The sequence below is a fragment of the Achromobacter insolitus genome, assembly GCF_002209555.1.
Taxonomy (GTDB): domain Bacteria; phylum Pseudomonadota; class Gammaproteobacteria; order Burkholderiales; family Burkholderiaceae_B; genus Achromobacter; species Achromobacter insolitus.
On record NZ_NJIF01000006.1, the window covers coordinates 259,545 to 281,016 of the forward strand.

Below are 21,472 nucleotides of genomic sequence, written 5' to 3' on the forward strand. Positions count from 1 at the left end.
GTATGTTCCTCATGTGTGTTGTGAGTATTCAGTTCGACCAGCCGCCGTCGATAACCTGCGCCGTGCCGGTGGTGAAGGCGGATTCGTCGCTGGCCAGATACACCGCCAGCAAGGCAATTTCCTCCGCGCTGCCAATGCGCCCCATAGGCTGACGGGCAACGAAGGCGGCCTCGACAGAGGCCAGCGTCTGCCCGCCGGCTTGCGCCTGTGCCTCGATGCGCTGGCGCAGCGAAGGCGACTCCACGGTGCCCGGGCAGATGGCGTTGCAGCGTATGCCCTGGCCCACGTAATCCGCGGCCACGGACTTGGTCAGCCCGATCACCGCCGCCTTCGTGGCGCCGTAGACGCAGCGATTGGGCGCGCCCTTGATGCTGGAAGCCACCGAGGCCATGTTGACGATGGAGCCGCCGCCGCGCGCCAGCATACCGGGCAGGCAGGCGCGGATCATGCGATACATCGACTTCACATTCAATTCGAACGAGAAGTCCCAGGCCTTTTCGTCGCAGTCCAGAATAGTCCCGGCGTGGACGAAGCCGGCGCCGTTGAACAGCACGTCCACCGGCCCCGCCTCGGCGGCCAGCGCGCCGATCGCGCCGGCGTCGGTCACGTCCAGCGTCCGCCGCCGGCATCCCGCCAGCGTCTCCAGCGCCTCGCCATTGATATCCAGCGCCAGCACGTCGGCGCCTTCGCGGACGTACGCCTCGGCCACGGCGCGGCCTATGCCCTGGCCTGCGGCGGTGACGATGGCGATCTTGCCTTGCAGCCTTCCAGTCATGACGTTTTCCTTTTTTACTTGGCCATGCCCATGACGGTGGGCAGCCAGAGCGTGATCTGCGGGACGTAGGTGATGGCAATCAGTGCCAGGAACAGCGGCACCAGCCAGGGCAGGATCGCAACGGTGGTCCGTTCCACCGACAATTTCGAAACGCGCGCCAGCACGAACAGCACCATGCCCATGGGCGGATGCAGCAGTCCGATCATCAGGTTCAGCGTCATGATCAGGCCGAAATGGATCGGGTCGATGCCCAGCTTGAGCACGATGGGCAGCAGGATCGGCACCAGAATGGTGATGGCGGCGATGGTGTCGATGAAGCAACCCACGATCAGGATCAGCACGTTGGCCATCAGCAGGAACACCCACTTGTTCTGCGTGACGCTGAGAATGCCGTCGGTCAGCGCCTGCGCGGCCTGGGTGGTGGTCAGCAGCCATGCGAACACCGAGGCGGCGGTCACGATGAACAGCACCGACGCGGTGGTCTCAATGGTGTCGAACGTAGCCTTGGCGAGCGTGCGCAAGGTCATGGAGCGATAACGCACCAGCCCCAGGAACAACGCCCATATCACCGCGGCCACGGCGGCCTCGGTGGGCGTGAACCAGCCTAGCGTCATCCCGCCGATCAGGATCACAGGCGCCATCAACGCCATGACCGCCGAGAAGTTGTAGCGCCAGTCCAGCGCCAGCAAGACGGCAAAGGCGATGGCCGCGGCCAGGTTGGCCGACATGCCGGCCAAGGTCATGAGCCAGATCGCCAGCGGGAACGCCAGCACGATGCCGACTTCCAGCGTGGCGCCCCCCAGCCGCTTCCAGTCGAAGGACACGTCGCCGCCCCAGTTGTTGCGGCGCGCGTAGTAGGCCACGGTCAGCATCATCAGCACGGTCAGGACCGCGCCGGGAATCAGGCCGGCCAGGAACAGCGAACCGATGGACACGTTGGCCATCATGCCGTAGATGACGAAAGGCAGCGACGGCGGAATGATGGGACCCAGCGTGGCCGAGGCCGCCGTCACGCCCACCGCGAACTCGGTTTCATAGCCATGGTCCTTCATGGCCTTGATCTCGATGGTGCCCAGGCCCGCGGCATCGGCGATGGCGGTGCCCGACATGCCGGCAAACACCACCGAGCCGATGATGTTCACCTGCCCCAACCCGCCGCGCATCCAGCCCACCAGCGCCACGGCGAAGTTGTAGATGCGGCCGGTAATGCCGGCGATGTTCATCAGGTTGCCGGCCAGGATGAAGAACGGCACCGCCAGCAGCGGAAATGACTCCACGCCCGCAATCATGCGCTGCGCCACCACCACGTCGGGCACGCTGCCCGAGATCAGCACGAACAGCAGCGACGCGCCCGCCATGGCCACCGCCACCGGCAGGCCGAAGATCATCAACAGAAGAAAGGTCCCGATCAGTATGCCCATGTCTCGCTTCCGGTTGTCGTTGTCGGATTCCGGGTGCCGCCCCGGCTAGTCCTGCGACTCGTAGGCCGCGGGGTTTTCCAGGATGGAGTAGCCCTGGCGCCAATTGCACATCGACACCTGCACGGAACGCAGGAACATCAGGACAAAGCCCGCCAGCGCCATCCAATAGACGTAGGCCTTGTTCCAGAAAAGCGTGGTCATGGGTTCGTCGCCCACCAGGGTGATGTAGCGGTACGTCAGCCACACCGCATAGCCGAAGAACGCCGTGCGCAGCAGATCGATGACGGTGGCCAGCGCGCGGCCGACGGGGCGCGGCAGGTAGCGATACAGGAAGTCCACCTGGATATGGCGACAGGTGCGCACGCACATGGCCGACCCGATGAAAACGACCCCGATCAGGCAGTAGACGGCAAGCTCCTCGGTCCATGCGTAGGAGTCATTGAGCACGTAGCGCGAAAAGAACTGCAGAAAGACCAGGAGGGCCATCGCCCAGAATATGCCCAGGCAGATCCAGTCCTCGGGTTGGTAGCCAGCCAGGCTGACCTCGTGGTGGTCTGCCTCCTCGAAACTATGGACGATATCCTCCGCCGTGGCCGGCGGGGGCTGTTGCCCGGCGGGCCGGACAGGATTGTTGCTGGCGGCCGCCATGACGGCGGCCTTGGCATCGGAATGCATGGCGTTCCCCTTGTGCGCAATCGGACGGGGCGCTGCGGAGCCGCCTGAGCGGCCCCGGGCGCGCTCACTTCACGGCCTGGATCCGTTCCCAATCCGATTTTTCGTAGCCGTATTGCTTGAACGGCACTTTCTCCAGCACGGTGTCGCGGAAATCCTGCACGTTCACTTCCGCCACGTTCAGGCCGCGCTTGCGGAACACCTCGACCATCTTTTTCTCGCTTTCCGCGACCTCGGCGGACGCCTTCTCCGCCGCCTGCTGCGCCACTTCGGCGAAGATTTTCTTGTCCTCGTCGGACAGGCTCTTCCACAACTTGCCCGAGATGACGGTGTTCAGGTGATCGACGATGTGGCCCGTGAGAATGATGTTCTTCTGCACTTCGTAGAACTTCTTGGCCTCGATGGTGGTAAGCGGATTCTCCTGCGCTTCCACGGTGCCGTTCTGCAAAGCCAGGTAGACCTCGGCGAAGGCGATCGGCGCGGTGTTCGCTCCGCAGGCACGCGGCATGGCCAGATAGGCGGCCACATCGGGCACGCGGATCTTCAGCCCCTTCATTTCGGAACACTTGGTGAAGGGACGGTTGGACGTGGTCTGCCGTGTGCCGTAGTAGGTGGTGGCGACGATATGGTTACCGCTCTTTTCGTCGTAGCCCCGCGTGAGCTCTTTGTAGATGTCGCTCTTGGTGTAGGCGATCAGGTGCTCGGGATTGCGGAAGATATAGGGGTAGTAGGTGACGCCGATGCGGGGAAAGCTCTTGGCCGCGAAGCTGGACCCCGAAATGATCATGTCCACCGTGCCCAGGGTCAGGCCCTGGTTGATGTCGTTTTCCTTGCCCAGCTGCGAAGCGGGGTACACGTCGATCTGGTAACGGCCATTGGTGCGTTTGCCGATCTCCTGCGCCGCCCAGACGGAAGCGGTATGGAAGGGTTCGGATGTCTCGTACACGTGGGCCCATTTGAGCTTGGTCTGCGCCAGCACGCTACCGCTGGCGGCGAGCGCCAGGGCGGCAACCAGCGCCTTGACGGCGTTGCCTAGGTTCATGTCGTCTCCTCGTTGTTTTTCGGATGGCCGGTCTGGCAGCCCTTGCCGGGCCGCCTGCGGGTCATGCTTCAACTACAAGTTGCACCTTGGTACTGCGACTGCGATCCGCCGCCAGCTCGAAGGCCTCGAATGCCCGCGACAACGGCAACTGCGCGCTCATCAGGGGCCGCACGTCCACCTTGCGCGTACGCAGGTAAGAGACCGCCCAATCGAACTCCACGCCCGCGCGGAACGCGCCGACATAGTCGAGCTCCCGCGCCATGATGTTATTGGCGGGAAACGCGATGCCCTCGGCGGGCAAGGTTCCCACTTGCACGATGCGGCCGCCGCGCCGCGTCGCTCCCAGGCAGGTCGCCAGCGCCGCGGGGCTGCCTGCGGCCTCGATGCTGACGTCGGCGATATCGGCCAGTTCGGCTGGCGCGAGCAGGTCGCTGCGCAAGGCCTCGTCGGCGCCGACCCTGCGTGCCATGTCCAGCGGCCAGTCCGCCACATCCATCACGGTCACGCGCGCCGCGCCCGCGAGCCTGGCGGCCAGCACGGTCATGCAGCCTATGGTGCCGCCGCCCGTCACCAGCACGCTCTTGCCCATCAGCGGCCCGGCTCGATTGACCGCATGCAGGCCGATGGATAGCGGCTCGGCACAGGCGATCTCGCCCAGCGACACGTCTGCTTCCGGCACCGGCGTGAGCTGACGCTCGCCCATTACGAAGCGTTCGCGAAACATGCCTTGCACATGGGGATAGATGCTGGCGCTGCCCAGAAAGCGCATGTTGCGGCACAGGTTGTCGCGGCCGGCGCGGCAGTACTCGCAGCCGCCGCAAGGATGGGAAGGGTTGATGGCGACCCTCATGCCCGGCTCCACCGAGCGCACGGCCTCGCCGGTCCGCAGGACGACGCCCGACGCCTCGTGGCCCGGAATAAGGGGTTCGCGGATGACGAAGGCACCCACGCGGCCATGCAGGAAATAGTGCAAATCGGATCCGCAGATGCCCGCAGCGCCCAGTCTCAATTCCACGTCGTGCGGCGCCAACGGCGCGACCTCATCCGGTTCCAGGCGCAGGTCCCGCGCCCCGTGGATACGACAGGCCAGCGTCATGGCGACTTCCTCCTTGGCGTTCCGAGCGGGCGGCATCCGCGGGCGATGCTCATGGTTCCAGCTGCTCCCGGTTGTCGAGTTGCTGGACGGGCGCATCGGCGCCGGGCCAACTGGCGGTAAGGCGATCGTGGGAGCAGGCCAGATGGTGGTGCATGGCGGCGCGCGCGCCGCGATCGTCGCCTGCGCGGATGGCGTCGATCACCTTGCGGTGCTCGGCGATGGCGCAAGCCCAACTCGCGGGATTCTCGAAGTAGTCGCCCAACTTCACGGACAAGGGGTTGTGGCGTTCGTCGAACAGCTCGCTCACGACGCGCACCAGCACGGCGTTGTTGGCCATCTCGGCGACGCGCAAGTGGAACAGGCGGTCGCCACGAATGGGCACGTTGCCGGCCAGCGCCTCGTCTTCCATGGTCCCGACCGCTTCGGCCAAGCCGTCCACCAGCGCGGGCGTGTTGCGCAGCGCGGCCTGCGCGGCCAGTTCGCCCTCGATCACCTGGCGGGCACGTATGGTTTCCAGGGGACTCTCGGCCATCAGGCTGGCGCGCGGTGCCCCGGCCAGGCTTTGCACATAGACACCTGAACCCATGCGGACTTCCACCCAGCCCTCCACCTCCAGCGCGATCAGGGCTTCGCGCACGGATGGGCGGGACACGCCGAGCTTGAGCGCAAGGTCGCGTTCGGGCGGCAGGCGCGCGCCAACCGGAAACTCGCCCGCCTCGATCAGCAACCGCAGCTGGTCGGCGATCTGGCGGTACAGGCGGCGAGGTTCGATGGTCTGGATAGGCATGGACTGCAGGAGAAAGGTGAGGAATCGAGCCAAAAAGGTAAAGTGGCCTTACCAATTGACCAAAATCTTGCGCCGACCGGCGATGCGTCACAATTAGGGTTTGCCCAAAGACGCGCGCGATACCCTCACGGGCAATGCTTATCTGTTAAAAAGCCGCCACACCCAGCCCACTTTCCGCACCCATGTCACCGAATCCGCATCATTCGCCCTACAAGAGCACCGGCGGCCTGCGTCGCATCCTGAACGCGCTGCGCTACTCCCTGCAGGGCCTGCAGGCCGCAATCAAGTACGAGGCGGCCTTCCGCCAGGAACTGGCCCTGGCCGTCTTGATGATCCCGGCAGCGTTCTTCCTCGGCCGGACGACGGTCGAAGTGTTTTTCCTGGTGGGCACGGTGATCATGGTGCTGGCGGCAGAGCTACTGAACTCCGCCATTGAAGCGCTGGCCGATGCGCTGTCGGTCGAGTCGCACCCGCTGCTGGGGCGCGCCAAGGACCTCGGCAGCGCCGCCGTGATGCTGCTGCTGATCTTCGCCGGCACGGTCTGGGTGGGCGTTGCCATCAGCCGTTTCGTCATGCATTGACACGGCTGGTTATCTCCCCGGAGATGCGACGCTACTTATACTGGAAGCCATGATGCCTAGATCGACGCCCGACTCCACTGAGCGCATTGTCATCGTCGGCGGCGGCGCGGGCGGCCTGGAATTGGCCGCCAAGCTCGGCCGCGTGCATGGCCGCCAGCACATTACGCTGGTCGACAGCCGCCCCTTCCATATCTGGAAGCCCTCGCTGCACGAGGCGGCCGCGGGCACGCTGGACATCCACCAGGAAGGCCTGTCCTACCTGATGCTGGCCCACATGAACGGGTTTTCGTTCGCGCAGGGCCGCCTGGAACAGGTCGACCGCGAGCAGCGCCGCATCACGCTGGACGCCGTGAACGATGCGCAGGGCCTGGAAGTCCTGCCACGCCGCGAACTCGCCTACGACACCCTGGTGCTGGCCCTGGGCAGCACCTCCAATTTCTTCAATACGCCCGGCGCGGCCGAACACGCGGTCACGCTGGACTCCACGGAAAACGCGGAGCAATTCCGCCTGACCATGCTCAAGGCCATGGCGCAGGTCGACCTCGCCAAAGTGCGCAATCCCTCGGCCCGGCTGGACCTGGTGATCGTGGGAGGCGGCGCCACCGGCGTTGAACTGGCCGTGGAACTGGTCGAGGCCAGCCATGTGGTCAGCGCCTACGGCCTGCCCAATTTCCGCGCCGAACGCGACCTGGCCATTACGCTGGTTGAGGGCGCGCCTCGCATCCTGTCAGCCCTGCCCGAGAAAATCTCGGTGGCGGCCACCAATCGCCTGACCGAGCTGGGCATCCGGGTGGAAACGTCCTGCCGGGTGTCCGAGGTCACCGCCGACAGCGTCAAGACGGCCGACGGCCGCGAATTCCCGGCCCAGCTGTGCATGTGGGCGGCAGGCATACAAGGCCCCGCTCTGCTCGCCGACCTGGACCTGCCGCTGAACAAGGTGGGCCAGCTGGAAGTCAACGAACGGCTGGAAACCGCCGATCCGCACATCCTGGCCCTGGGCGATTGCTGCGCGGCGCCCTGGCGCGAGGGCCGCACCGTCCCCGCCCGAGCCCAGGCCGCGCACCAGGAAGCCGACTACCTCGCCAAGAAGCTCACCGCGCGCCTGCGCCATGCCGCCGAACCCACCGGACCCTATGTCTACGAGGACCACGGCTCATTGGTGTCGCTGGGCCAGGACGCCGGCGTGGGCAGCCTGATGGGCAAGCTTGCCGGACGGGGATTGTTCGTAAGCGGTACACTGGCACGCCTGATGTACATGAGCCTGCACCTGATGCACCACAAAGCGGTGCTCGGCATCTCGCGTACCGCCTCCCTTGCCCTGGCCCGCCTGCTCATGCGGCGCACGCGCCCGCGGGTCAAACTGCACTGAACTCCCATGAATTTCCTGCAAAAACTCGAACACGCCTGGACCACCAGCAACTCGCTCCTGCAAGTCGGGCTGGACCCCGATCCGCAGCGCTTCCCTCGCGAGCTGCAGGACAAGCCGGACGCCATCTTCCAGTTCTGCCGCGACATCGTGGACGCCACGGCGCCCTACGCCTGCAGCTTCAAGCCGCAGATCGCCTACTTCGCCGCCCATCGCGCCGAAGAGCAGCTGGAAGCGCTGTGCCTGCATATCCGCGAAAAGCATCCGGACCTGCCTATCGTGCTGGATGCCAAGCGCGGCGATATCGGCTCCACCGCCGAAAACTATGCCCGCGAAGCCTACGAACGCTACCAGGCGCATGCGCTGACGGTCAGCCCTTACATGGGCCTGGATTCGGTCGAACCGTACCTGGCTTGGCGCGACCGCGGCGTGATCGTGCTGTGCCGCACCTCGAATCCGGGCGGTTCGGACCTGCAATTCCTGAATATGGACAATGGCGAGCCGCTGTATCTGCACGTCGCGGGCCTGGTCGCCGACAAATGGAACGCCAACGGCCAATGCGGCCTGGTGGTGGGCGCCACCTTCCCGAATGAGCTCGCCGCCGTGCGCCAGCGCATCGGCGACGCGGTGCCCCTGCTGGTGCCCGGCATCGGCGCCCAGGGCGGCGACATCACCGCCACCGTGAACGCGGGCGCCAACGCCGCCCGCAACGGCATGATGATCAACTCGTCCCGCGCCATCATCTACGCCAGCGGTGGCGATGACTGGCGTGAAGCCGCCGGCGAAGCCGCCAAGGGCCTGCGCGACGCGATCAACGCGGTGCGCTGATCTTCGCGGCATGGGGGCTTGCCCCCCCTGCCGCCATGCGGTTCTTCTTTAGCGCCGGTTGACGGACGCGCCCAGCAATTCCAGCACCCCGCGCAGCGCGTAATCCACCGCCGCCTGGCGCACTTGCGCGCGGTCGCCGGGAAACACATGCGTCACGGCGCGGCTGCTGATGCCCTCCCCGGCGCGCAGCGCGAAGCCAAAGCACACCATGCCCACCGGCTTGCCGGGCGTTGCCCCGCCCGGGCCTGCGATGCCGGTCGTGGACACCGCCACGTGCGCGGCAGGGGACGCCAGCAGGACGCCATTGGCCATCTCCAGCGCAACCGGCTCGCTGACGGCGCCGAAATGGTGCAAGGCGTCGGGCGATACGTCCAGCTCGGACACCTTGGCCTCATTGCTGTAGGTGACGAAACCGCGTTCAAACCAATCGCTGGAACCCGCCACCGCCGTCATGGCTCCGGCCAGCAGGCCGCCCGTGCAGGATTCGGCCGTGCCCAGCATCCAGCCCTTGCGCCGCAACGTCTCGCCCAGCCGCTCGGCCAATGCCAGCGACGTGGCCTGAGCCAGTTGTTCGGCCGACAGATTGGGCCGGGTACTTTCTTGTTGTCCGCTCATCCCAAGACTCCTGTGCGCACGACCAGCGCCATGACCAGCAAGGCGTATGCCGCCGCGACGATATCGTCCCACATCACGCCGAAACCGCCCTTGATATGGGCGTCGAAGAACTTGATGGGAGGCGGCTTGACGATGTCGAACGTGCGGAACAGCACGAACGCCAGCGCCTGGGGCAACCAGCCGGCCGGCGTCAGCCACAGCACCAGCCAGAACGCCACCATCTCGTCCCAGACCATTCCGACATGATCCGATTGCTGGAGTTCACGGCCCACGCGATGGCAAGCCCAGCAGCCGTACAGAAACGCCAAGGCCAGGAACGCGCCGATCGCCAGATCCGACGCGGCGGGCGCCGCGGCGACCCAGATCGCCCAGGCCAGCAGGGTGCCCCAGGTGCCCGAGGCCGGCCGGATCAGGCCGCTGCCGAACCCGAACGCGATGAGCCTGCCCGGATCGCGGCAGACCCAGGACAAAGGCGGGTATGCGGTCCGGGCGCGGTCGCGCATGGAGGTGGGACGGGTGTCGGTCGGAGCCATGGTTCAGGGATGAAAGCGCGGAGGATCAGGCCGCGGGGAAGTGATCAAATCCGGCGGGCAGCTCGGCCAAAGGCTGGCCCTGGCTGTCGAGTACCGCCAAGCCGGCCTGCGCCTGCGTCTGCCCGATGCAGGTCACGCGCGCGCCGGCCGTTGCTGCCGCAGCCAGCACCGCGTCGCGCCGGGAGGCGGGCGCGGTAAAGCATAGCTGGTAGACGTCCCCGCCCCCCAGCACCGCGCGGCGCAGCGGCGCCTCGTCCAGCGATGCGAGGGCCCCGGCCACGGGCATCTGTGAGTAGTGCAGCGTAGCGCCCAGGCGGCTGGCGTCCAGGATGTGGTTCAGGTCTTGAAGCAGGCCGTCGGATATGTCGATGGCCGCGTGGGCGACGCCGCGCAGCGCCAGACCCAGCGCCACTTGCGGCTGCGGCCATTCCAGCGCGCCGCGCGTTGCCGCGAGCATGGCCGGATTGGCGGGATACTGCCCGTCCAGCAGCCGGTAGGCGACATCCGCCGCCCCCAGCTCGCCCGAAACCCAGATGTCGTCGCCAGCCTGCGCGCCGTCGCGGCGCAAGGCCTGTCCGGCAGGCACCGCGCCGAACACGGTGACGCTAATGGCAAGATCATGCGCGCTGCGCGTGGTGTCGCCGCCGATCAGCGGGCAGCCGTGAGCGGCCGCCAACGCATGAAAGCCTTCCGCAAACGCCGCCAGCCAGGGCTCGTCCAACCGCGCCAAGGCCAGGCCCAGCACGCACCCGATGGGACGCGCGCCCATCGCCGCCAGGTCGGACAGGTTCACCGCCAGGGCCTTGTGCCCCAGCGCCTTCGGATCCACGTCGGGAAAGAAATGGCGGCCTTCCAGCAGCAGGTCCGTGCTGGTAGCCACCTGCTCGCCGGGCGGCACCGGGAACAGGGCGCAATCATCGCCCACGCCCAGCAAGCCCGTGGGGGCCGCGCGGGTGAAATAGCGCGCGATCAAATCAAATTCGGACGCCAAGGCAACTCCGCAGTCCGGCGCTGCTGGCCGGCATTGAATCCCACGGGGCTTACACCCCACAAATCATGCGGCGCTCTCATACAACGGGAGAGGCCGCCCGCTCTGCCTCTGGCAAGAAAGAGGTGGTCCCATCAAAACGGGGCCGCGCGGATCCGGCCCCGCCGGTCCGCAGCGGCGCCCCCCCGGAGGGGGAAGCGCGCAGCGCTTCGGGGGGGCTACCTCTTATTCACCTCGTGCGCGCGCACGTCGGCAGCCAGCTTGTCGAGCACGCCATTGACGAACTTGAAGCCGTCGGTGCCACCGAACGACTTGGCCAGTTCGACGGCTTCATTGATGGCGACCTTGTAGGGCACTTCGACGTGATGAATCAGTTCGAAGCTGCCGATCAGCAGGATGCCATGCTCGACAGGCGACAGTTCGGCCAGCGGGCGGTCGACGTAGGGCGTGAAACGCTCGCGCAGGGTGGGCGCTTCGCGCAGAACGCCATGCAGCAAGGTCTTGAACCACTGCGCGTCGGCCTCGGAAAAATCCTCGGTGTCGCGCAGATGGGCGTCGATCTCGCCGGCGTCCTGCGTGCCTTCGCCGCCGCGCAGCAGCCACGCGTACACGCCCTGCAGGGCGAATTCGCGTGCGCGGCGGCGCGCGCTGCGCGCGTTGGCGCGAGCCTGCGCCGCGCTATCAGCGCTGGTCGTCGTCTTCTTCGTCGTCAAAATCTTCGTCCTCGTCTTCGTCGTCTTCGTCGTCTTCCTCGGGTTCCAGGGCCGCTACCAGGTTGGCCATTTCAACGGCGACCTGGGCGCAATCGCGGCCCTTGCCGGCGGCGCGCGCCTGCGCCTGCTCGTCGGTATCGACGGTCAGCACGCCATTGGCGACGGGGATGCCGGTTTCCAGGGAAATACGGGTGATTGCCGTGGCCATTTCATTGCTGACCACTTCAAAGTGATAGGTTTCGCCGCGGATGACCGCGCCCAGCGCGATCAGGGCGTCGAATTCAAACGTTTCGGCCATATGGGACAGGGCCACGCCCAGTTCCAGGGCGCCCGGAACGGTAACGACCATCACGTCGCGCTCGTCCACGCCCAGTTCGGCCAGTTCCTTCAGGCACGCTTCGAGTTCGGCCTGGCCGATTTCCTCATTGAAGCGGGCGCGTACGATGCCGATGTGCAGCCCTTCGCCGTTCAGGTCGGGGGTAAGGATGTAAGGGTTCATATGTCGGCCTTCAGTGTGTTGCGGGAGTATTCGGAGGGTCGCAATCGTAACCCGTAATGGTGAGCGAGAAGCCCGCCATGCTGGGCATCTTGCGGGGCCGGGCCAGCAGCTTCATCTGGCCCACGTTCAGGTCACGCAGGATCTGCGCACCAATTCCGTAGGTGCGCAGGCCGTAACGGTCGGTCTTGCCCTGGTCGGCCTGGGCCTTCGGGTCATTCCAGCCAGCGATCTGGCCAAACAGATGTTCCGTGGACGATTGGCAGTTCATCAGCACCAGCACCCCGGCAGGCGCGGCCGCGATGGCCTGCAGGGCCTGCGCCACCCCCCAGCTGTGCGGGCTGGCGCCAGTGTCCAGTACGTCCAGCACGGAGGCCGGCTCGTGCACCCGCACCAGCGTCTCGGCGTCGGGAGTCACGTTACCATGCACCAGCGCCAAATGGGCGGAGCCGGTGGCGGCGTCTTCGTAGGCAACGGCCTCGAATTCGCCCCAGGCCGTCTGCATGGTCCGCTTGCCAACGCGTTTGACGATGGATTCGTGTTCGCTGCGGTACTGGATCAGATCGGCGATGGTGCCGATTTTCAGGCCGTGCTCGCGGGCGAAGTGCACCAGGTCCGGCAGGCGGGCCATGGTGCCGTCGGGCTTGAGGATTTCACAGATCACGGCGGCGGGCGTCAGGCCGGCCATGGCGGTCAGGTCGCAACCCGCCTCCGTGTGGCCTGCGCGCACCAGCACGCCACCAGGCACCGCGCGCACCGGAAAGATGTGGCCGGGCTGGACCAGGTCCGAAGGCTTGGCGTCGCGCGCCACCGCCACCTGGATGGTGCGGGCGCGGTCGGCGGCCGAAATGCCGGTCTCGACGCCTTCGGCGGCCTCGATGGACTGGGTGAAGTTGGTGCCGTAACGCGTGCCGTTGCGGGCCGCCATCAAGGGCAGGTCCAATTGGCGGCAGCGGTCTTCGGTCAGGGTCAGGCAGACCAGGCCTCGGCCGTGCGTCACCATGAAGTTGATGGCTTCAGGCGTGACGAACTCGGCGGCCATGACCAGGTCGCCTTCGTTTTCACGGTCTTCTTCGTCAACCAGGATGACGATACGGCCGGCGCGCAGCTCGGCGATGATCTCGGCAACCGAAGCGATGCCGAAGGATTCCGGCTCGGAGCCGGGCAAAGGGGACAACTGGACGGACATGGCAGGCACGTAAACCAGGCGGGAAAGCCCGGATTTTACCGCCCCTCGAGGCGGAAGCCCTATACGGCCCCGCAGGCCCCGCCAGCCGGGGGCGTCCGGTAAACTTTCGCCCGGAGACCACCCCTTAAAAATCCAGCCAAGGAAACCCCACATGCAAGCCCTTGCGGCCATGCCTTTGACCGTCGCGGCGGCCGTCCGCGTCGTGCTGACCGACATCGACGACACGCTGACCACCGAAGGCCGCCTGCCGGCCGAGGCCTACGCGGCGCTGGAGCGCCTGGAACAGGCCGGTATCCAGGTCGTGCCCATCACCGGCCGTCCGGCCGGCTGGTGCGACCACATCGCCCGCATGTGGCCGGTGCGCGCCGTGGTCGGGGAGAACGGCGCGTTCTACTACGCCTATGACCGCCAGGCCCGCCGCATGACCACGCACTACTGGACGGATGCCGCCTCGCGCCAGGCCAGCCGCAGGAAGCTGGACGCCATCCGCGACCGCGTCCTGGCTGAAGTCCCCGGCGCCGCCGTGGCCAGCGACCAGGACTACCGGGTGGCCGACCTGGCCATCGATTTCTGCGAGGATGTGCCCGCCCTGCCCGATACGGCGATCACCCGGATCGTGCAGATTTTCGAAGAAGCCGGCGCCCAGGCCAAAGTCAGCTCCATCCACGTCAACGGCTGGTTCGGCGACTACGACAAGCTCACCATGACGCGCACCATGTTCCAGCGCGAATTCGGCGCGGACGTGGCGACCGCCCTGGACAGCACCCTGTTCATCGGCGATTCTCCCAACGACGAGCCCATGTTCGCCTACTTCCCGATTTCGGTCGGCGTGGCCAACATCCAGGCCCAGTTGCACCGCCTGACGCACCGCCCCGCCTTCGTCGCCGCCTACCATGGCGGCGCGGGCTTCGTGGAAATGGCCGACCGGCTGCTTGCCGCGCGGTCCTCCCAAGCACAGCCGGCCTGAGGTCCGCATACCGTGGCGACATCCCATACCGCTTCATCCACGGCCGCAAACGACGGCCGCCGCAGCATCCAGTCGATCGAAGTCGGGGTGCCGCTGCTGGCCGCCCTGGTCGACGCCGGCAAGCCCCTGACCCTGCGCGACCTGGCGGCCGGGGCCGGCATGACCTCGGCCAAGGCGCATCCCTACCTGGTCAGTTTCATCCGCGTCGGCCTGGTGCAGCAGGACGCCATCACCGGGCAGTACGAACTCGGCCCCTTCGCGCTGCAAATGGGGCTGGTCAGCCTGCAACGCCTGGATCCGGTGCGCGTCGCCATGCCGGAAATCGCCAAGCTGCAGTCGGAGATCGGCCACACCCTGGGCATCGCCGTGCTCGGTTCGCACGGCCCCACCATGATCCACATGACCGAAGCCAGCTACCCGGTCCACGTGAACATGCGCAAGGGCACAGTGATGTCCATGCTGCATACCGCCACCGGCCTGGTATTCGCGGCCTGGCTACCGCCCAAGGTCAGCGAACACTACATCGCCCGCGAAGAAGGCGATACCGCCGTCATCGCCAGCATGCCGCCGCCGCGCAAGGCCTCGCGCGCCAATATCGAGGCGCAGCTGGCCGACATCCGTGTGCACGGCATGGCGCGCGCGCTGGGCAATCCGCTGCCGGGCGTCGACGCGCTATCGGTGCCGGTCTTCGACAACACCGGCAATATCGCCCTGGCCCTGACCAGCCTGGGCCCCACGGGGCTGTTCGACGTAGCCTGGGATGGCGCCATCGCCCGACCGCTGCTGGCCTGCGCGCAGGAAATCTCGCGCAAACTGGGCTATCGGAGCTGAACGGCCGAATTTCGCGCAAAAAAGAACATTAAACGAACAAAACGAACAAAAGGCGAAAAGAAAGGCAGGGACTTTCCCGAGTGCGTCCCCTCCTCTTCCATGTTTGAATTCAGGTTGAATTAAGTGACACGTCACACAAACAAAGAAAGAGGAGACACAAGATGCAAGCTCTGCGCCTGCTTCAAGCGGCTACGCTGGCCGCCTTCGCCCTGGGAGCGTCCGCCGCGCAAGCCGCCGACACCTGCGCCAACCGCGGCGACCTGGACCAGATGTACTGCGACGCCAACAAGGATCTGGTGGCCGACACGCCCACCGATCCGGCCAAGCTGAAGACGCCGTCCACCCTGGTGTTCACCTACACCCCGGTGGAAGACCCGGCGGTCTACGAAGACATCTTCAAACCCTTCACCAAGCACCTGTCCGAATGCACGGGCAAGCGCGTGGTGTTCTATCAGGTGCAAAGCAACGCCGCCGAAATCGAAGCCATGCGCTCGGGCCGCCTGCACGTCGGCGGCTTCTCGACCGGCCCCACGGCTTTCGCGGTGAACATCGCGGGCGCCGTGCCGTTCGCCGTCAAGGGCTACGCCGACGGTTTCCAGGGCTACAACCTGATCGTCATCGTCAAGAAAGACAGCCCCTACCAGAAGCTGACCGACCTGAAGGGCAAGAAGCTCGCGCATACCGCGCCCTCGTCGAACTCCGGCCACATGGCGCCTGTCGCGCTGTTCCCCAAGGAAGGCCTGACCCCCGACAAGGACTACAAGGTCATTTTCTCCGGCAAGCATGACCAATCCGTCATGGGCGTGAATTCCGGCGACTACGACGCCGCGGCGGTCGCGTCGGACGTGTTCAAGCGCATGGTCGAACGCGGCCAGGTCAAGGAAGCCGACTTCCGCGTGATCTACAAGAGCGAGAAGTTCCCCACCTCGTCGTTCGCCTATGCGCACGACCTGGAGCCGAAGTTCCGCGACCAGATGCTCAAGTGCTTCTACGACTACCGCTTCCCGGCGGAAATGTCGAAGGCCTTTGACGGCGCGGACCGCTTCTATCCGGTTACCTATCAGAAGGATTGGGCCATCGTGCGCCAGGTCGCCGAATCCGGCGGCGAGAGCTTCAACCGTGCCGCCTACGACCGCGAATCCGCCAAGAGCAAGAAGTAATTCCGTATGACGACGTCGCTACGCATTTCCGGCCTGGTGAAGGAATACCGGGCCGGCCGGCCGGTACTCAACGGCATCGACCTGCAAATCGCGGGACAAGGACTGACCGCGATCATCGGCCCCTCGGGCACCGGCAAAAGCACGCTCCTGCGTTGCATCAACCGGCTGATCGAACCCACCAAGGGCGAGATCGTGCTCCAGTCGCAGGATGGGTCCGTGGACCTGGCCCGCGTGCGTGGCGCGTCGCTGCGCCGTGCGCGCCGGCGCATCGGCATGGTGTTCCAGGAATACAACCTCGTCGAACGCCTGACGGTCATGGAAAACCTGCTGACCGGGCGGCTGGGCTACACCTCTGCCGTCAAGGCCTGGATGCGCCGCTTCGAGCCCGAGGACATCCAGCATGCCTACAAGCTGCTGGACACCGTGGGCCTGGCCGGCTTTGCCGATCAGCGCGCCGACGCCTTGTCGGGCGGCCAGCGCCAGCGCGTGGGCATCGCCCGCGCACTGATGCAGCGCCCGCAGCTCCTGTTGGCCGACGAACCCACCTCCTCGCTCGATCCCAAGACTTCCGTCGAAATCATGGAACTGCTGTCCGAGCAAGGCAATGCCACGGGCATTCCCGTTATCGTGAACATCCACGATGTCGAACTTGCCCGCCGCTACGCCACCCGCATCGTCGGCATGTCCGGCGGACACGTGGTCTATGACGGCGATGGCCAGGGACTGGACGCCACCATGCTCAAGACCATCTACGGAGGCGAGTCTTGGCTGGAATGATCCAACCCAAAGGGGCTCGCCCCTTCGCCATGTCCGGACGCGCCAAGGCCGGGATGCTGTTGCTCCTGGCCTACACGCTGTACGCCGGCGCGCAGCTGGACTTCAGCTGGGCGCGCTTTGAAACCGGCATGGGCCACGCGTCCACGTTTCTTGCGCGCATGTTTCCGCCCAATTTCGAAAAGCCCGCCACTTTGTGGAAGGGCATCGCGGAAAGCCTGGAAATCGCGGTGCTGGCCTCGGTGCTTGGCATCATCATCGCGCTGCCTGTCGGCCTGCTGGGCGCGCGCAACCTGATGCCCACCTGGGTGTCCTGGCCTGCCCGCGCCATCGTGGCGCTGTGCCGCGCGCTGCATCCCGTCATCGTCGCCATCCTGTTCGTCAAGGCCGTGGGCTTCGGCGCGCTGGCCGGCATCCTGGCGTTGACGGTCGCGTCGGTCGGCTTCATCGGCAAGCTGTTCACCGAGGCCATCGAGGAAATTTCGCTCAAGCAAGTAGAAGCCGTGCGCGCCACGGGCGCCTCGTTCGCAAACGTCATCATCTTCGGCGTGTTGCCGCAAGTGTTCGCCCGCTTCATCGGCTTTGCGACTTACCAGTTCGACTCGAACCTGCGCAACTCCACCATGGTGGGGATCGTGGGCGCGGGCGGCGTGGGCGGCACGCTGTTCTCGGCGTTCCAGCGCTTCGACTATGACTTCGTCAGCGCCATCCTGCTGACCCTGATCGCCATCATCATGCTGGGCGAAATCCTGGCGGGCTTCGTGCGCGCCGTGTTCCTGGACAACCTGGGCTTCGAGCGCATCCTCCAAGGCCGATTCAGCGGCGCCCGCGGCATCGGCGGCAGCACGACGGCCGTCAAGCGCCGGGCGGAGGTGGACGAATGAACGCCCACGCCTCTACCTTGAACCCCGCAGGCTCGCCGCGCGTCTGGCAACGCTACAGCATGGGCCAGCGTCTGCTGCGCTTCGCGCTCTACCTGCTGGTGGTCGCGGCCATTGTGCAGGCCATCCGGGGCGTGGAGATCATTCCGGAGTTCCTGTACGACGCGCCCGAACAGATGGCCGACCTGTTCCAGCGCATGTGGCCGATAGACTGGGCTTACTACCCGGAAGGCGTGCACGGCGCGCTGATCGAAACGCTGCACATCGCCACGCTGGGCACCATCCTGTCCGTGGTGATGGCGGTGCCGGTGGGCCTGCTGGCGGCCAACAACCTCACGCCCAGCAAGACCGTCAACATGCTGGCCAGGTTGATCCTGGTTTCCAGCCGCTCGGTCAATTCGCTGGTGTGGGCGCTGCTGTTCATCGCCATCTTCGGACCGGGCGCGCTGGCCGGCACGCTGGCCATTGCGTTCCGCTCCATCGGCTTCGTCGGCAAGCTGGTGGGCGAAGCGATCGAAGAGGCGCAACGCGGCCCCATCGAGGCCGTCACCGCCACCGGCGCCAGCAAGGCATCGGTAATCTGGTATGCCTATTGGCCGCAGATCCGTCCGGCCTTCTGGTCCATCGTGCTGCTGCGTTGGGACATCAACGTGCGCGAATCGGCTGTGCTTGGGCTGGTGGGCGCAGGCGGCATAGGCATGGCGCTGGATACGGCGCTGAACCTGTTCCAGTGGGACCGCGTGGCCCTGGTGCTGGCCGCCATCTTCGCAGTGGTCGTGGTGGCCGAAATCATCATTACGCAGGTCCGCAAACGCATCCTCTGACGCGTCCGCGAGCCCTCAACCGCGTTCCTTTGCTCCGCCCGGAAACGGGCGGTTTTTTTTTGGAGGGAGATTTGCATGCGGCAGGCACGGCCTGCCGCCATGGACCTGGGCGGCGCCTGCCGGGCGCCGCCCCTCCCGGCGCAGGCGGCTCAGAAACGGATGTTCAAGCCGGCCCTGACCCCGTGGTCCTGCGTCGAGCTGGCGAGCTGGCCCTGATAGGACAAACCGAAAGTCGCCCGCGACGTGATCTGAACGTCCACGCCCGCCTCGATCACGGCGCTGTCTTTTGCGATGGGCACCCCCGCCACGGTAAAGGAATTTCCGGCCGACAAAGTTTGCGCCGCAACCGGATTGACGTCGCCGAAGGCATGGCGCCAGCCCAGCGATCCGCGCGCCGCAGCCTGCGCGCCGGCCAGCTCGAAGCTGGACGAGGCGCGCGTTCCCAGCGTCGTAAACGTGGTGTCGGTAGTCTGCCCCTTTGCGCGCAGAGCGGCAGCGCCACCACTCTCGGTATAGCCGTCCGTCTTCAGATTGACATACGCCACGTTCGCAAACGGCTCGAAGGACACCGAGGACATATCGATGCGATAGCTCAGGTCCGCGAATACCTGCGCCGTGCGGCCGTCGTAATTGGCCTTGAGCCGGTCAGTGAAGCTAGGGATGGAGACCGACCTGCGGGTCGTAATGTCGTGCCAGCTGTAGGCCACGCCCCCCCGCAGGCCCAGCGCGCCCCACTGTCCGCCGCCATAGGCCCCGAGGTGATAATTGTCGCTGTTCCCCGACGATGCACGGTCCTGCACATCGAAGTCCGTGCGGCTGTAGCCCGCCATCATGCCAAGGCGCCAGGCATCGGACACAGGCGTGTCGGCTCCCATCAGAAAGCCCCCGGTCGAGCTCTTGACGCGCGCGGCGTTGCCGTCGCTAACGATATGACTCCAGGAACCCATGGCCTGGATCCAGCTGGCCGGCCCCTTGGCCGTGGCCGGCGCCAGGCGCTGGCCGCTACCGGCGGAAGCGAGAACCGGCGCGGAGGATGCCGCGACACCCCCGACAGCCGAACGCAGGCGCTCGCCGACCGCGTCGCGCACATAGCGGCTGTCCTGCAACAACACGGTTTTGGCCGACGCGTGAATCTCACCCGACAGCTGGTCGAAGCTGGAGCGAAGCAGCCCCTTGTCGTCCGGCATTTTGGCAATCGCGTCGTAGACTTGATGTCCGCGCGCAATGCCAATGCTGTCGATGGCGCCCGCGGAAGCCCGCTGGTTGCGCGTGGCCGCGGCTGAAATCATGGCCTCATCGTTGCGCGCCAGATCCAGCGTGACGCGCCGCCCGTCATAGTCGTAGGCAAGCGTCGGCTTCAAAAAGGCGAAGTCGGACGTGACTGCGTCGAACTCGCCCGACAGCGCGCCATCCGCGGCGAGGATCGTGTAGCTGGAGCGCAATCCATAGTTGCCGTTAGCGCCGATATGGGCCACCGAGCCGCCATTGAGCGCCGCGCTGCCGGTGACGCGCACCAGATCGGCGTCCGCGCCTGCGGGATTCGCTTCAACCTCGAAGCGCGCGCCAGGCTGGACCATAAGATCTCCATCGACGGTCAACGTGCCGATCGAATTGCCGGGAGACAGGATGCCGCCGGGCGCGACCGTGACCGTCGAGCCCGCGCCGGAGCCGATGGTGCCCGAACCGCCGAGCACACCGCCCGCACCGATGCTGATCGATCCGCCCAAGCGTCCATTCAGGGCCAGCCGGCCGCCATTGATCGTGGTGCTGCCGGAAAAGCCCGAACTGTCGCCCGTCAGGCCCAGCGTGCCGGCGCCGTTCTTGATGAACGCGCCGTCGCCGGAGATCGCGCCGCCATAGAATGCGTCCACCGGCTGCTCGAACACGAGTGTGCCGCCGTTGTCGACGTTGCCCCGAAGCGAGCCTGCATTGGCAATCAGTGTGCCCGCCAAGATGCGCGTGTCGCGGTAGGTGTTGCCGGCATTGTCCAGGCGCAGGGTGCCGGCGCCCGCCTTGATCAGGTCTGCGCTGCCCGCCACCGTGCCGGCCAGGCCCAACAGCGTCCCGGCAGCCACGTCGAAACGGCCTGCCTGCACGAGCGTGATGGCGCGCGAGGTGTCGAAGGAGCCGGTGGCCGCCAACGTGCCGCCGCTGAACGTCAGGCCACCCGTGGCCGCGCCCAGGTTCGCGTCCCGATCGACTTGCAGCGTGCCGCCCGCGAGCTGCGTGCCTCCGGTGTAGCTATTGTTGCCAGCCAGCACCAGCGTGCCTGCGCCAGCCTTGGTCAGCGTCCGGCCGTCCCAACCCGTCGCGGCGTTGGCCATCTGATCGACCAGCGGCGCGCTCACCACGAAGCGGTCCGTGGCGTTGGCCAGCGTGAAGGTGCCATGGCTAAGATTGTTGCCGGCCGTCCAGGTCAGGCCATAGGTCGCAAGGTACTGCCGGTTGTCCGCCGACTTGCGCGTGTTGACGTTCAAATAGTCCACCGCGCCCGTAAAGCCGCCCACGCTCACCGAGCCAAACTCGCCGCCGATACCCGAGCGGGTATCGATCAATACCTTGTCCAGTTGGCTCGCGCTGGAGATTCCGCTCAGCCTGAACGCCACGCCATCGCCCAGCGTGATGGTGTCGGCCGTGATGGACGGCCCGCCCGCGCCCGCGGCGATATCCAGCACCGTGTGATCGGCCAGGCCAATGTCGCCCGCCACCGCCAAGGTCGCAGGGCCTTGCACCGACAGCGTGCTGCCGCCCCCCACTCGCAGATTTCCGCCCAGGCTGCTGGCCGCGCCCGCCACGCCATTGCCGAACTGCAAGACGCCCCCAGCCACGTCGGCCAGGCCGCTCAACACACCCTGCACCACCAGCTTGCCTTCCGACACCGTGGTCTTGCCGGTGTAGCCCGCGTGATTGCCGGTCAGGTCCAACGCCCCTGC

The 21,472-nt window shown here is 66.2% G+C and carries 22 protein-coding genes; 9 read left to right on the plus strand and 13 right to left on the minus strand.

Translation table 11 applies throughout. The features are described from left to right. Window positions 1-28 precede the first annotated feature (28 nt). The 6 genes from CEY08_RS20395 to CEY08_RS20420 all read right to left on the minus strand — a co-directional run bounded on the left by CEY08_RS20395 (window position 29) and on the right by CEY08_RS20420 (window position 5,793). A complete protein-coding gene (locus CEY08_RS20395) occupies window positions 29-775 on the minus strand; it encodes an SDR family oxidoreductase (protein ID WP_076815469.1) in 747 nt (248 codons plus the stop codon). Window positions 776-789: 14 nt separating this feature from the next. Beyond that, entirely contained in the window at window positions 790-2,196 is a 1,407-nt protein-coding gene (locus tag CEY08_RS20400; protein ID WP_063642811.1) for a TRAP transporter large permease, read from the minus strand. Between the two features lie 45 nt (window positions 2,197-2,241). Next, complete coding sequence (locus CEY08_RS20405; RefSeq protein WP_197723195.1) at window positions 2,242-2,871, minus strand: TRAP transporter small permease; 630 nt, start codon at window positions 2,869-2,871, stop codon at window positions 2,242-2,244. Between the two features lie 64 nt (window positions 2,872-2,935). After that, entirely contained in the window at window positions 2,936-3,910 is a 975-nt protein-coding gene (locus CEY08_RS20410; protein ID WP_042795107.1) for a sialic acid TRAP transporter substrate-binding protein SiaP, read from the minus strand. A gap of 61 nt (window positions 3,911-3,971) precedes the next feature. Next, on the minus strand, window positions 3,972-5,006 hold the full coding sequence (locus CEY08_RS20415) for an L-idonate 5-dehydrogenase (protein ID WP_076817916.1): 1,035 nt from the start codon (window positions 5,004-5,006) through the stop codon (window positions 3,972-3,974). A 49-nt stretch (window positions 5,007-5,055) separates the two neighbouring features. Next, complete coding sequence (locus tag CEY08_RS20420; protein ID WP_042795108.1) at window positions 5,056-5,793, minus strand: FadR/GntR family transcriptional regulator; 738 nt, start codon at window positions 5,791-5,793, stop codon at window positions 5,056-5,058. 182 nt (window positions 5,794-5,975) lie between these two features. Here CEY08_RS20420 and CEY08_RS20425 point away from each other — a divergent pair, with 182 nt between their 5' ends. From CEY08_RS20425 to pyrF, 3 genes are read left to right on the plus strand one after another with little or no spacing between them, the layout of a single operon-like run. Further along, window positions 5,976-6,374 (plus strand): diacylglycerol kinase, encoded by a 399-nt coding sequence (locus CEY08_RS20425; RefSeq protein ID WP_063960534.1) that lies wholly within the window; start codon window positions 5,976-5,978, stop codon window positions 6,372-6,374. A 49-nt stretch (window positions 6,375-6,423) separates the two neighbouring features. Then, the gene (locus tag CEY08_RS20430; RefSeq protein ID WP_063642812.1) at window positions 6,424-7,743 is read left to right on the plus strand and encodes an NAD(P)/FAD-dependent oxidoreductase; all 1,320 of its coding nucleotides are present in this window, start codon (window positions 6,424-6,426) and stop codon (window positions 7,741-7,743) included. A 6-nt stretch (window positions 7,744-7,749) separates the two neighbouring features. After that, a complete protein-coding gene (gene pyrF, locus CEY08_RS20435; RefSeq protein ID WP_042795111.1) occupies window positions 7,750-8,568 on the plus strand; it encodes an orotidine-5'-phosphate decarboxylase in 819 nt (272 codons plus the stop codon). A gap of 48 nt (window positions 8,569-8,616) precedes the next feature. Here the strand turns inward: pyrF and CEY08_RS20440 are convergent, their stop codons facing one another. The 6 genes from CEY08_RS20440 to ribBA form a co-directional block, all read right to left on the minus strand. Continuing rightward, window positions 8,617-9,183 (minus strand): CinA family protein, encoded by a 567-nt coding sequence (locus tag CEY08_RS20440; RefSeq protein ID WP_042795112.1) that lies wholly within the window; start codon window positions 9,181-9,183, stop codon window positions 8,617-8,619. Next, window positions 9,180-9,686 carry a phosphatidylglycerophosphatase A family protein gene (locus CEY08_RS20445; RefSeq protein WP_042797359.1) on the minus strand — a complete coding sequence of 169 codons (507 nt, stop codon included), beginning with the start codon at window positions 9,684-9,686 and terminating at the stop codon, window positions 9,180-9,182. The genes CEY08_RS20440 and CEY08_RS20445 overlap by 4 nt, the downstream gene beginning before the upstream one ends. Before the next feature lie 55 nt (window positions 9,687-9,741). Then, complete coding sequence (thiL, locus tag CEY08_RS20450; protein WP_063642814.1) at window positions 9,742-10,707, minus strand: thiamine-phosphate kinase; 966 nt, start codon at window positions 10,705-10,707, stop codon at window positions 9,742-9,744. Window positions 10,708-10,922: 215 nt separating this feature from the next. Continuing rightward, entirely contained in the window at window positions 10,923-11,417 is a 495-nt protein-coding gene (gene nusB / locus CEY08_RS20455) for a transcription antitermination factor NusB (RefSeq protein ID WP_042795114.1), read from the minus strand. After that, window positions 11,386-11,916 carry a 6,7-dimethyl-8-ribityllumazine synthase gene (gene ribH, locus CEY08_RS20460; RefSeq protein ID WP_042795115.1) on the minus strand — a complete coding sequence of 177 codons (531 nt, stop codon included), beginning with the start codon at window positions 11,914-11,916 and terminating at the stop codon, window positions 11,386-11,388. The genes nusB and ribH overlap by 32 nt, the downstream gene beginning before the upstream one ends. Window positions 11,917-11,926: 10 nt before the next feature. Further along, window positions 11,927-13,102, minus strand: coding sequence for a bifunctional 3,4-dihydroxy-2-butanone-4-phosphate synthase/GTP cyclohydrolase II (ribBA, locus tag CEY08_RS20465; protein ID WP_042795117.1), 1,176 nt, complete (start codon window positions 13,100-13,102; stop codon window positions 11,927-11,929). Between the two features lie 151 nt (window positions 13,103-13,253). Between ribBA and CEY08_RS20470 the strand changes: the two genes are divergently transcribed. The 6 genes from CEY08_RS20470 (at window position 13,254) to phnE (CEY08_RS20495) (ending at window position 18,539) form a co-directional block, all read left to right on the plus strand. Further along, window positions 13,254-14,069 carry an HAD-IIB family hydrolase gene (locus CEY08_RS20470; RefSeq protein ID WP_076815471.1) on the plus strand — a complete coding sequence of 272 codons (816 nt, stop codon included), beginning with the start codon at window positions 13,254-13,256 and terminating at the stop codon, window positions 14,067-14,069. A 12-nt stretch (window positions 14,070-14,081) separates the two neighbouring features. Beyond that, window positions 14,082-14,900 (plus strand): IclR family transcriptional regulator, encoded by an 819-nt coding sequence (locus CEY08_RS20475; protein ID WP_063642815.1) that lies wholly within the window; start codon window positions 14,082-14,084, stop codon window positions 14,898-14,900. 161 nt (window positions 14,901-15,061) lie between these two features. Further along, entirely contained in the window at window positions 15,062-16,060 is a 999-nt protein-coding gene (phnD, locus tag CEY08_RS20480; RefSeq protein WP_063642816.1) for a phosphate/phosphite/phosphonate ABC transporter substrate-binding protein, read from the plus strand. A 6-nt stretch (window positions 16,061-16,066) separates the two neighbouring features. Then, window positions 16,067-16,837 (plus strand): phosphonate ABC transporter ATP-binding protein, encoded by a 771-nt coding sequence (gene phnC / locus CEY08_RS20485; protein WP_042795121.1) that lies wholly within the window; start codon window positions 16,067-16,069, stop codon window positions 16,835-16,837. Beyond that, window positions 16,834-17,718, plus strand: coding sequence for a phosphonate ABC transporter, permease protein PhnE (phnE, locus tag CEY08_RS20490; RefSeq protein ID WP_063642817.1), 885 nt, complete (start codon window positions 16,834-16,836; stop codon window positions 17,716-17,718). Before phnC ends, phnE (CEY08_RS20490) begins: the two co-directional genes overlap by 4 nt. Next, window positions 17,715-18,539, plus strand: a complete 825-nt coding sequence (phnE, locus tag CEY08_RS20495; RefSeq protein ID WP_042795123.1) for a phosphonate ABC transporter, permease protein PhnE — start codon at window positions 17,715-17,717, stop codon at window positions 18,537-18,539. The genes phnE (CEY08_RS20490) and phnE (CEY08_RS20495) overlap by 4 nt, the downstream gene beginning before the upstream one ends. Before the next feature lie 149 nt (window positions 18,540-18,688). Here phnE (CEY08_RS20495) and CEY08_RS20500 read toward each other — a convergent pair. After that, on the minus strand, window positions 18,689-21,472 hold a 2,784-nt coding region (locus tag CEY08_RS20500; RefSeq protein ID WP_141099896.1), incomplete at its 5' end, for an autotransporter outer membrane beta-barrel domain-containing protein.

Excerpts from the sequence above, each read along its gene's own strand:
- CEY08_RS20395 (WP_076815469.1), bottom strand. The coding sequence starts at position 775 with ATGACTGGAAGGCTGCAAGGCAAGATCGCCATCGTCACCGCCGCAGGC.
- CEY08_RS20400 (WP_063642811.1), bottom strand. The coding sequence starts at position 2,196 with ATGGGCATACTGATCGGGACCTTTCTTCTGTTGATGATCTTCGGCCTG.
- CEY08_RS20405 (WP_197723195.1), bottom strand. The coding sequence starts at position 2,871 with ATGCATTCCGATGCCAAGGCCGCCGTCATGGCGGCCGCCAGCAACAAT.
- CEY08_RS20410 (WP_042795107.1), bottom strand. The coding sequence starts at position 3,910 with ATGAACCTAGGCAACGCCGTCAAGGCGCTGGTTGCCGCCCTGGCGCTC.
- CEY08_RS20415 (WP_076817916.1), bottom strand. The coding sequence starts at position 5,006 with ATGACGCTGGCCTGTCGTATCCACGGGGCGCGGGACCTGCGCCTGGAA.
- CEY08_RS20420 (WP_042795108.1), bottom strand. The coding sequence starts at position 5,793 with ATGCCTATCCAGACCATCGAACCTCGCCGCCTGTACCGCCAGATCGCC.
- CEY08_RS20425 (WP_063960534.1), top strand. The coding sequence starts at position 5,976 with ATGTCACCGAATCCGCATCATTCGCCCTACAAGAGCACCGGCGGCCTG.
- CEY08_RS20430 (WP_063642812.1), top strand. The coding sequence starts at position 6,424 with ATGATGCCTAGATCGACGCCCGACTCCACTGAGCGCATTGTCATCGTC.
- pyrF (WP_042795111.1), top strand. The coding sequence starts at position 7,750 with ATGAATTTCCTGCAAAAACTCGAACACGCCTGGACCACCAGCAACTCG.
- CEY08_RS20440 (WP_042795112.1), bottom strand. The coding sequence starts at position 9,183 with ATGAGCGGACAACAAGAAAGTACCCGGCCCAATCTGTCGGCCGAACAA.
- CEY08_RS20445 (WP_042797359.1), bottom strand. The coding sequence starts at position 9,686 with ATGCGCGACCGCGCCCGGACCGCATACCCGCCTTTGTCCTGGGTCTGC.
- ribH (WP_042795115.1), bottom strand. The coding sequence starts at position 11,916 with ATGAACCCTTACATCCTTACCCCCGACCTGAACGGCGAAGGGCTGCAC.
- ribBA (WP_042795117.1), bottom strand. The coding sequence starts at position 13,102 with ATGTCCGTCCAGTTGTCCCCTTTGCCCGGCTCCGAGCCGGAATCCTTC.
- CEY08_RS20470 (WP_076815471.1), top strand. The coding sequence starts at position 13,254 with ATGCAAGCCCTTGCGGCCATGCCTTTGACCGTCGCGGCGGCCGTCCGC.
- phnD (WP_063642816.1), top strand. The coding sequence starts at position 15,062 with ATGCAAGCTCTGCGCCTGCTTCAAGCGGCTACGCTGGCCGCCTTCGCC.
- phnC (WP_042795121.1), top strand. The coding sequence starts at position 16,067 with ATGACGACGTCGCTACGCATTTCCGGCCTGGTGAAGGAATACCGGGCC.
- phnE (WP_063642817.1), top strand. The coding sequence starts at position 16,834 with ATGATCCAACCCAAAGGGGCTCGCCCCTTCGCCATGTCCGGACGCGCC.
- phnE (WP_042795123.1), top strand. The coding sequence starts at position 17,715 with ATGAACGCCCACGCCTCTACCTTGAACCCCGCAGGCTCGCCGCGCGTC.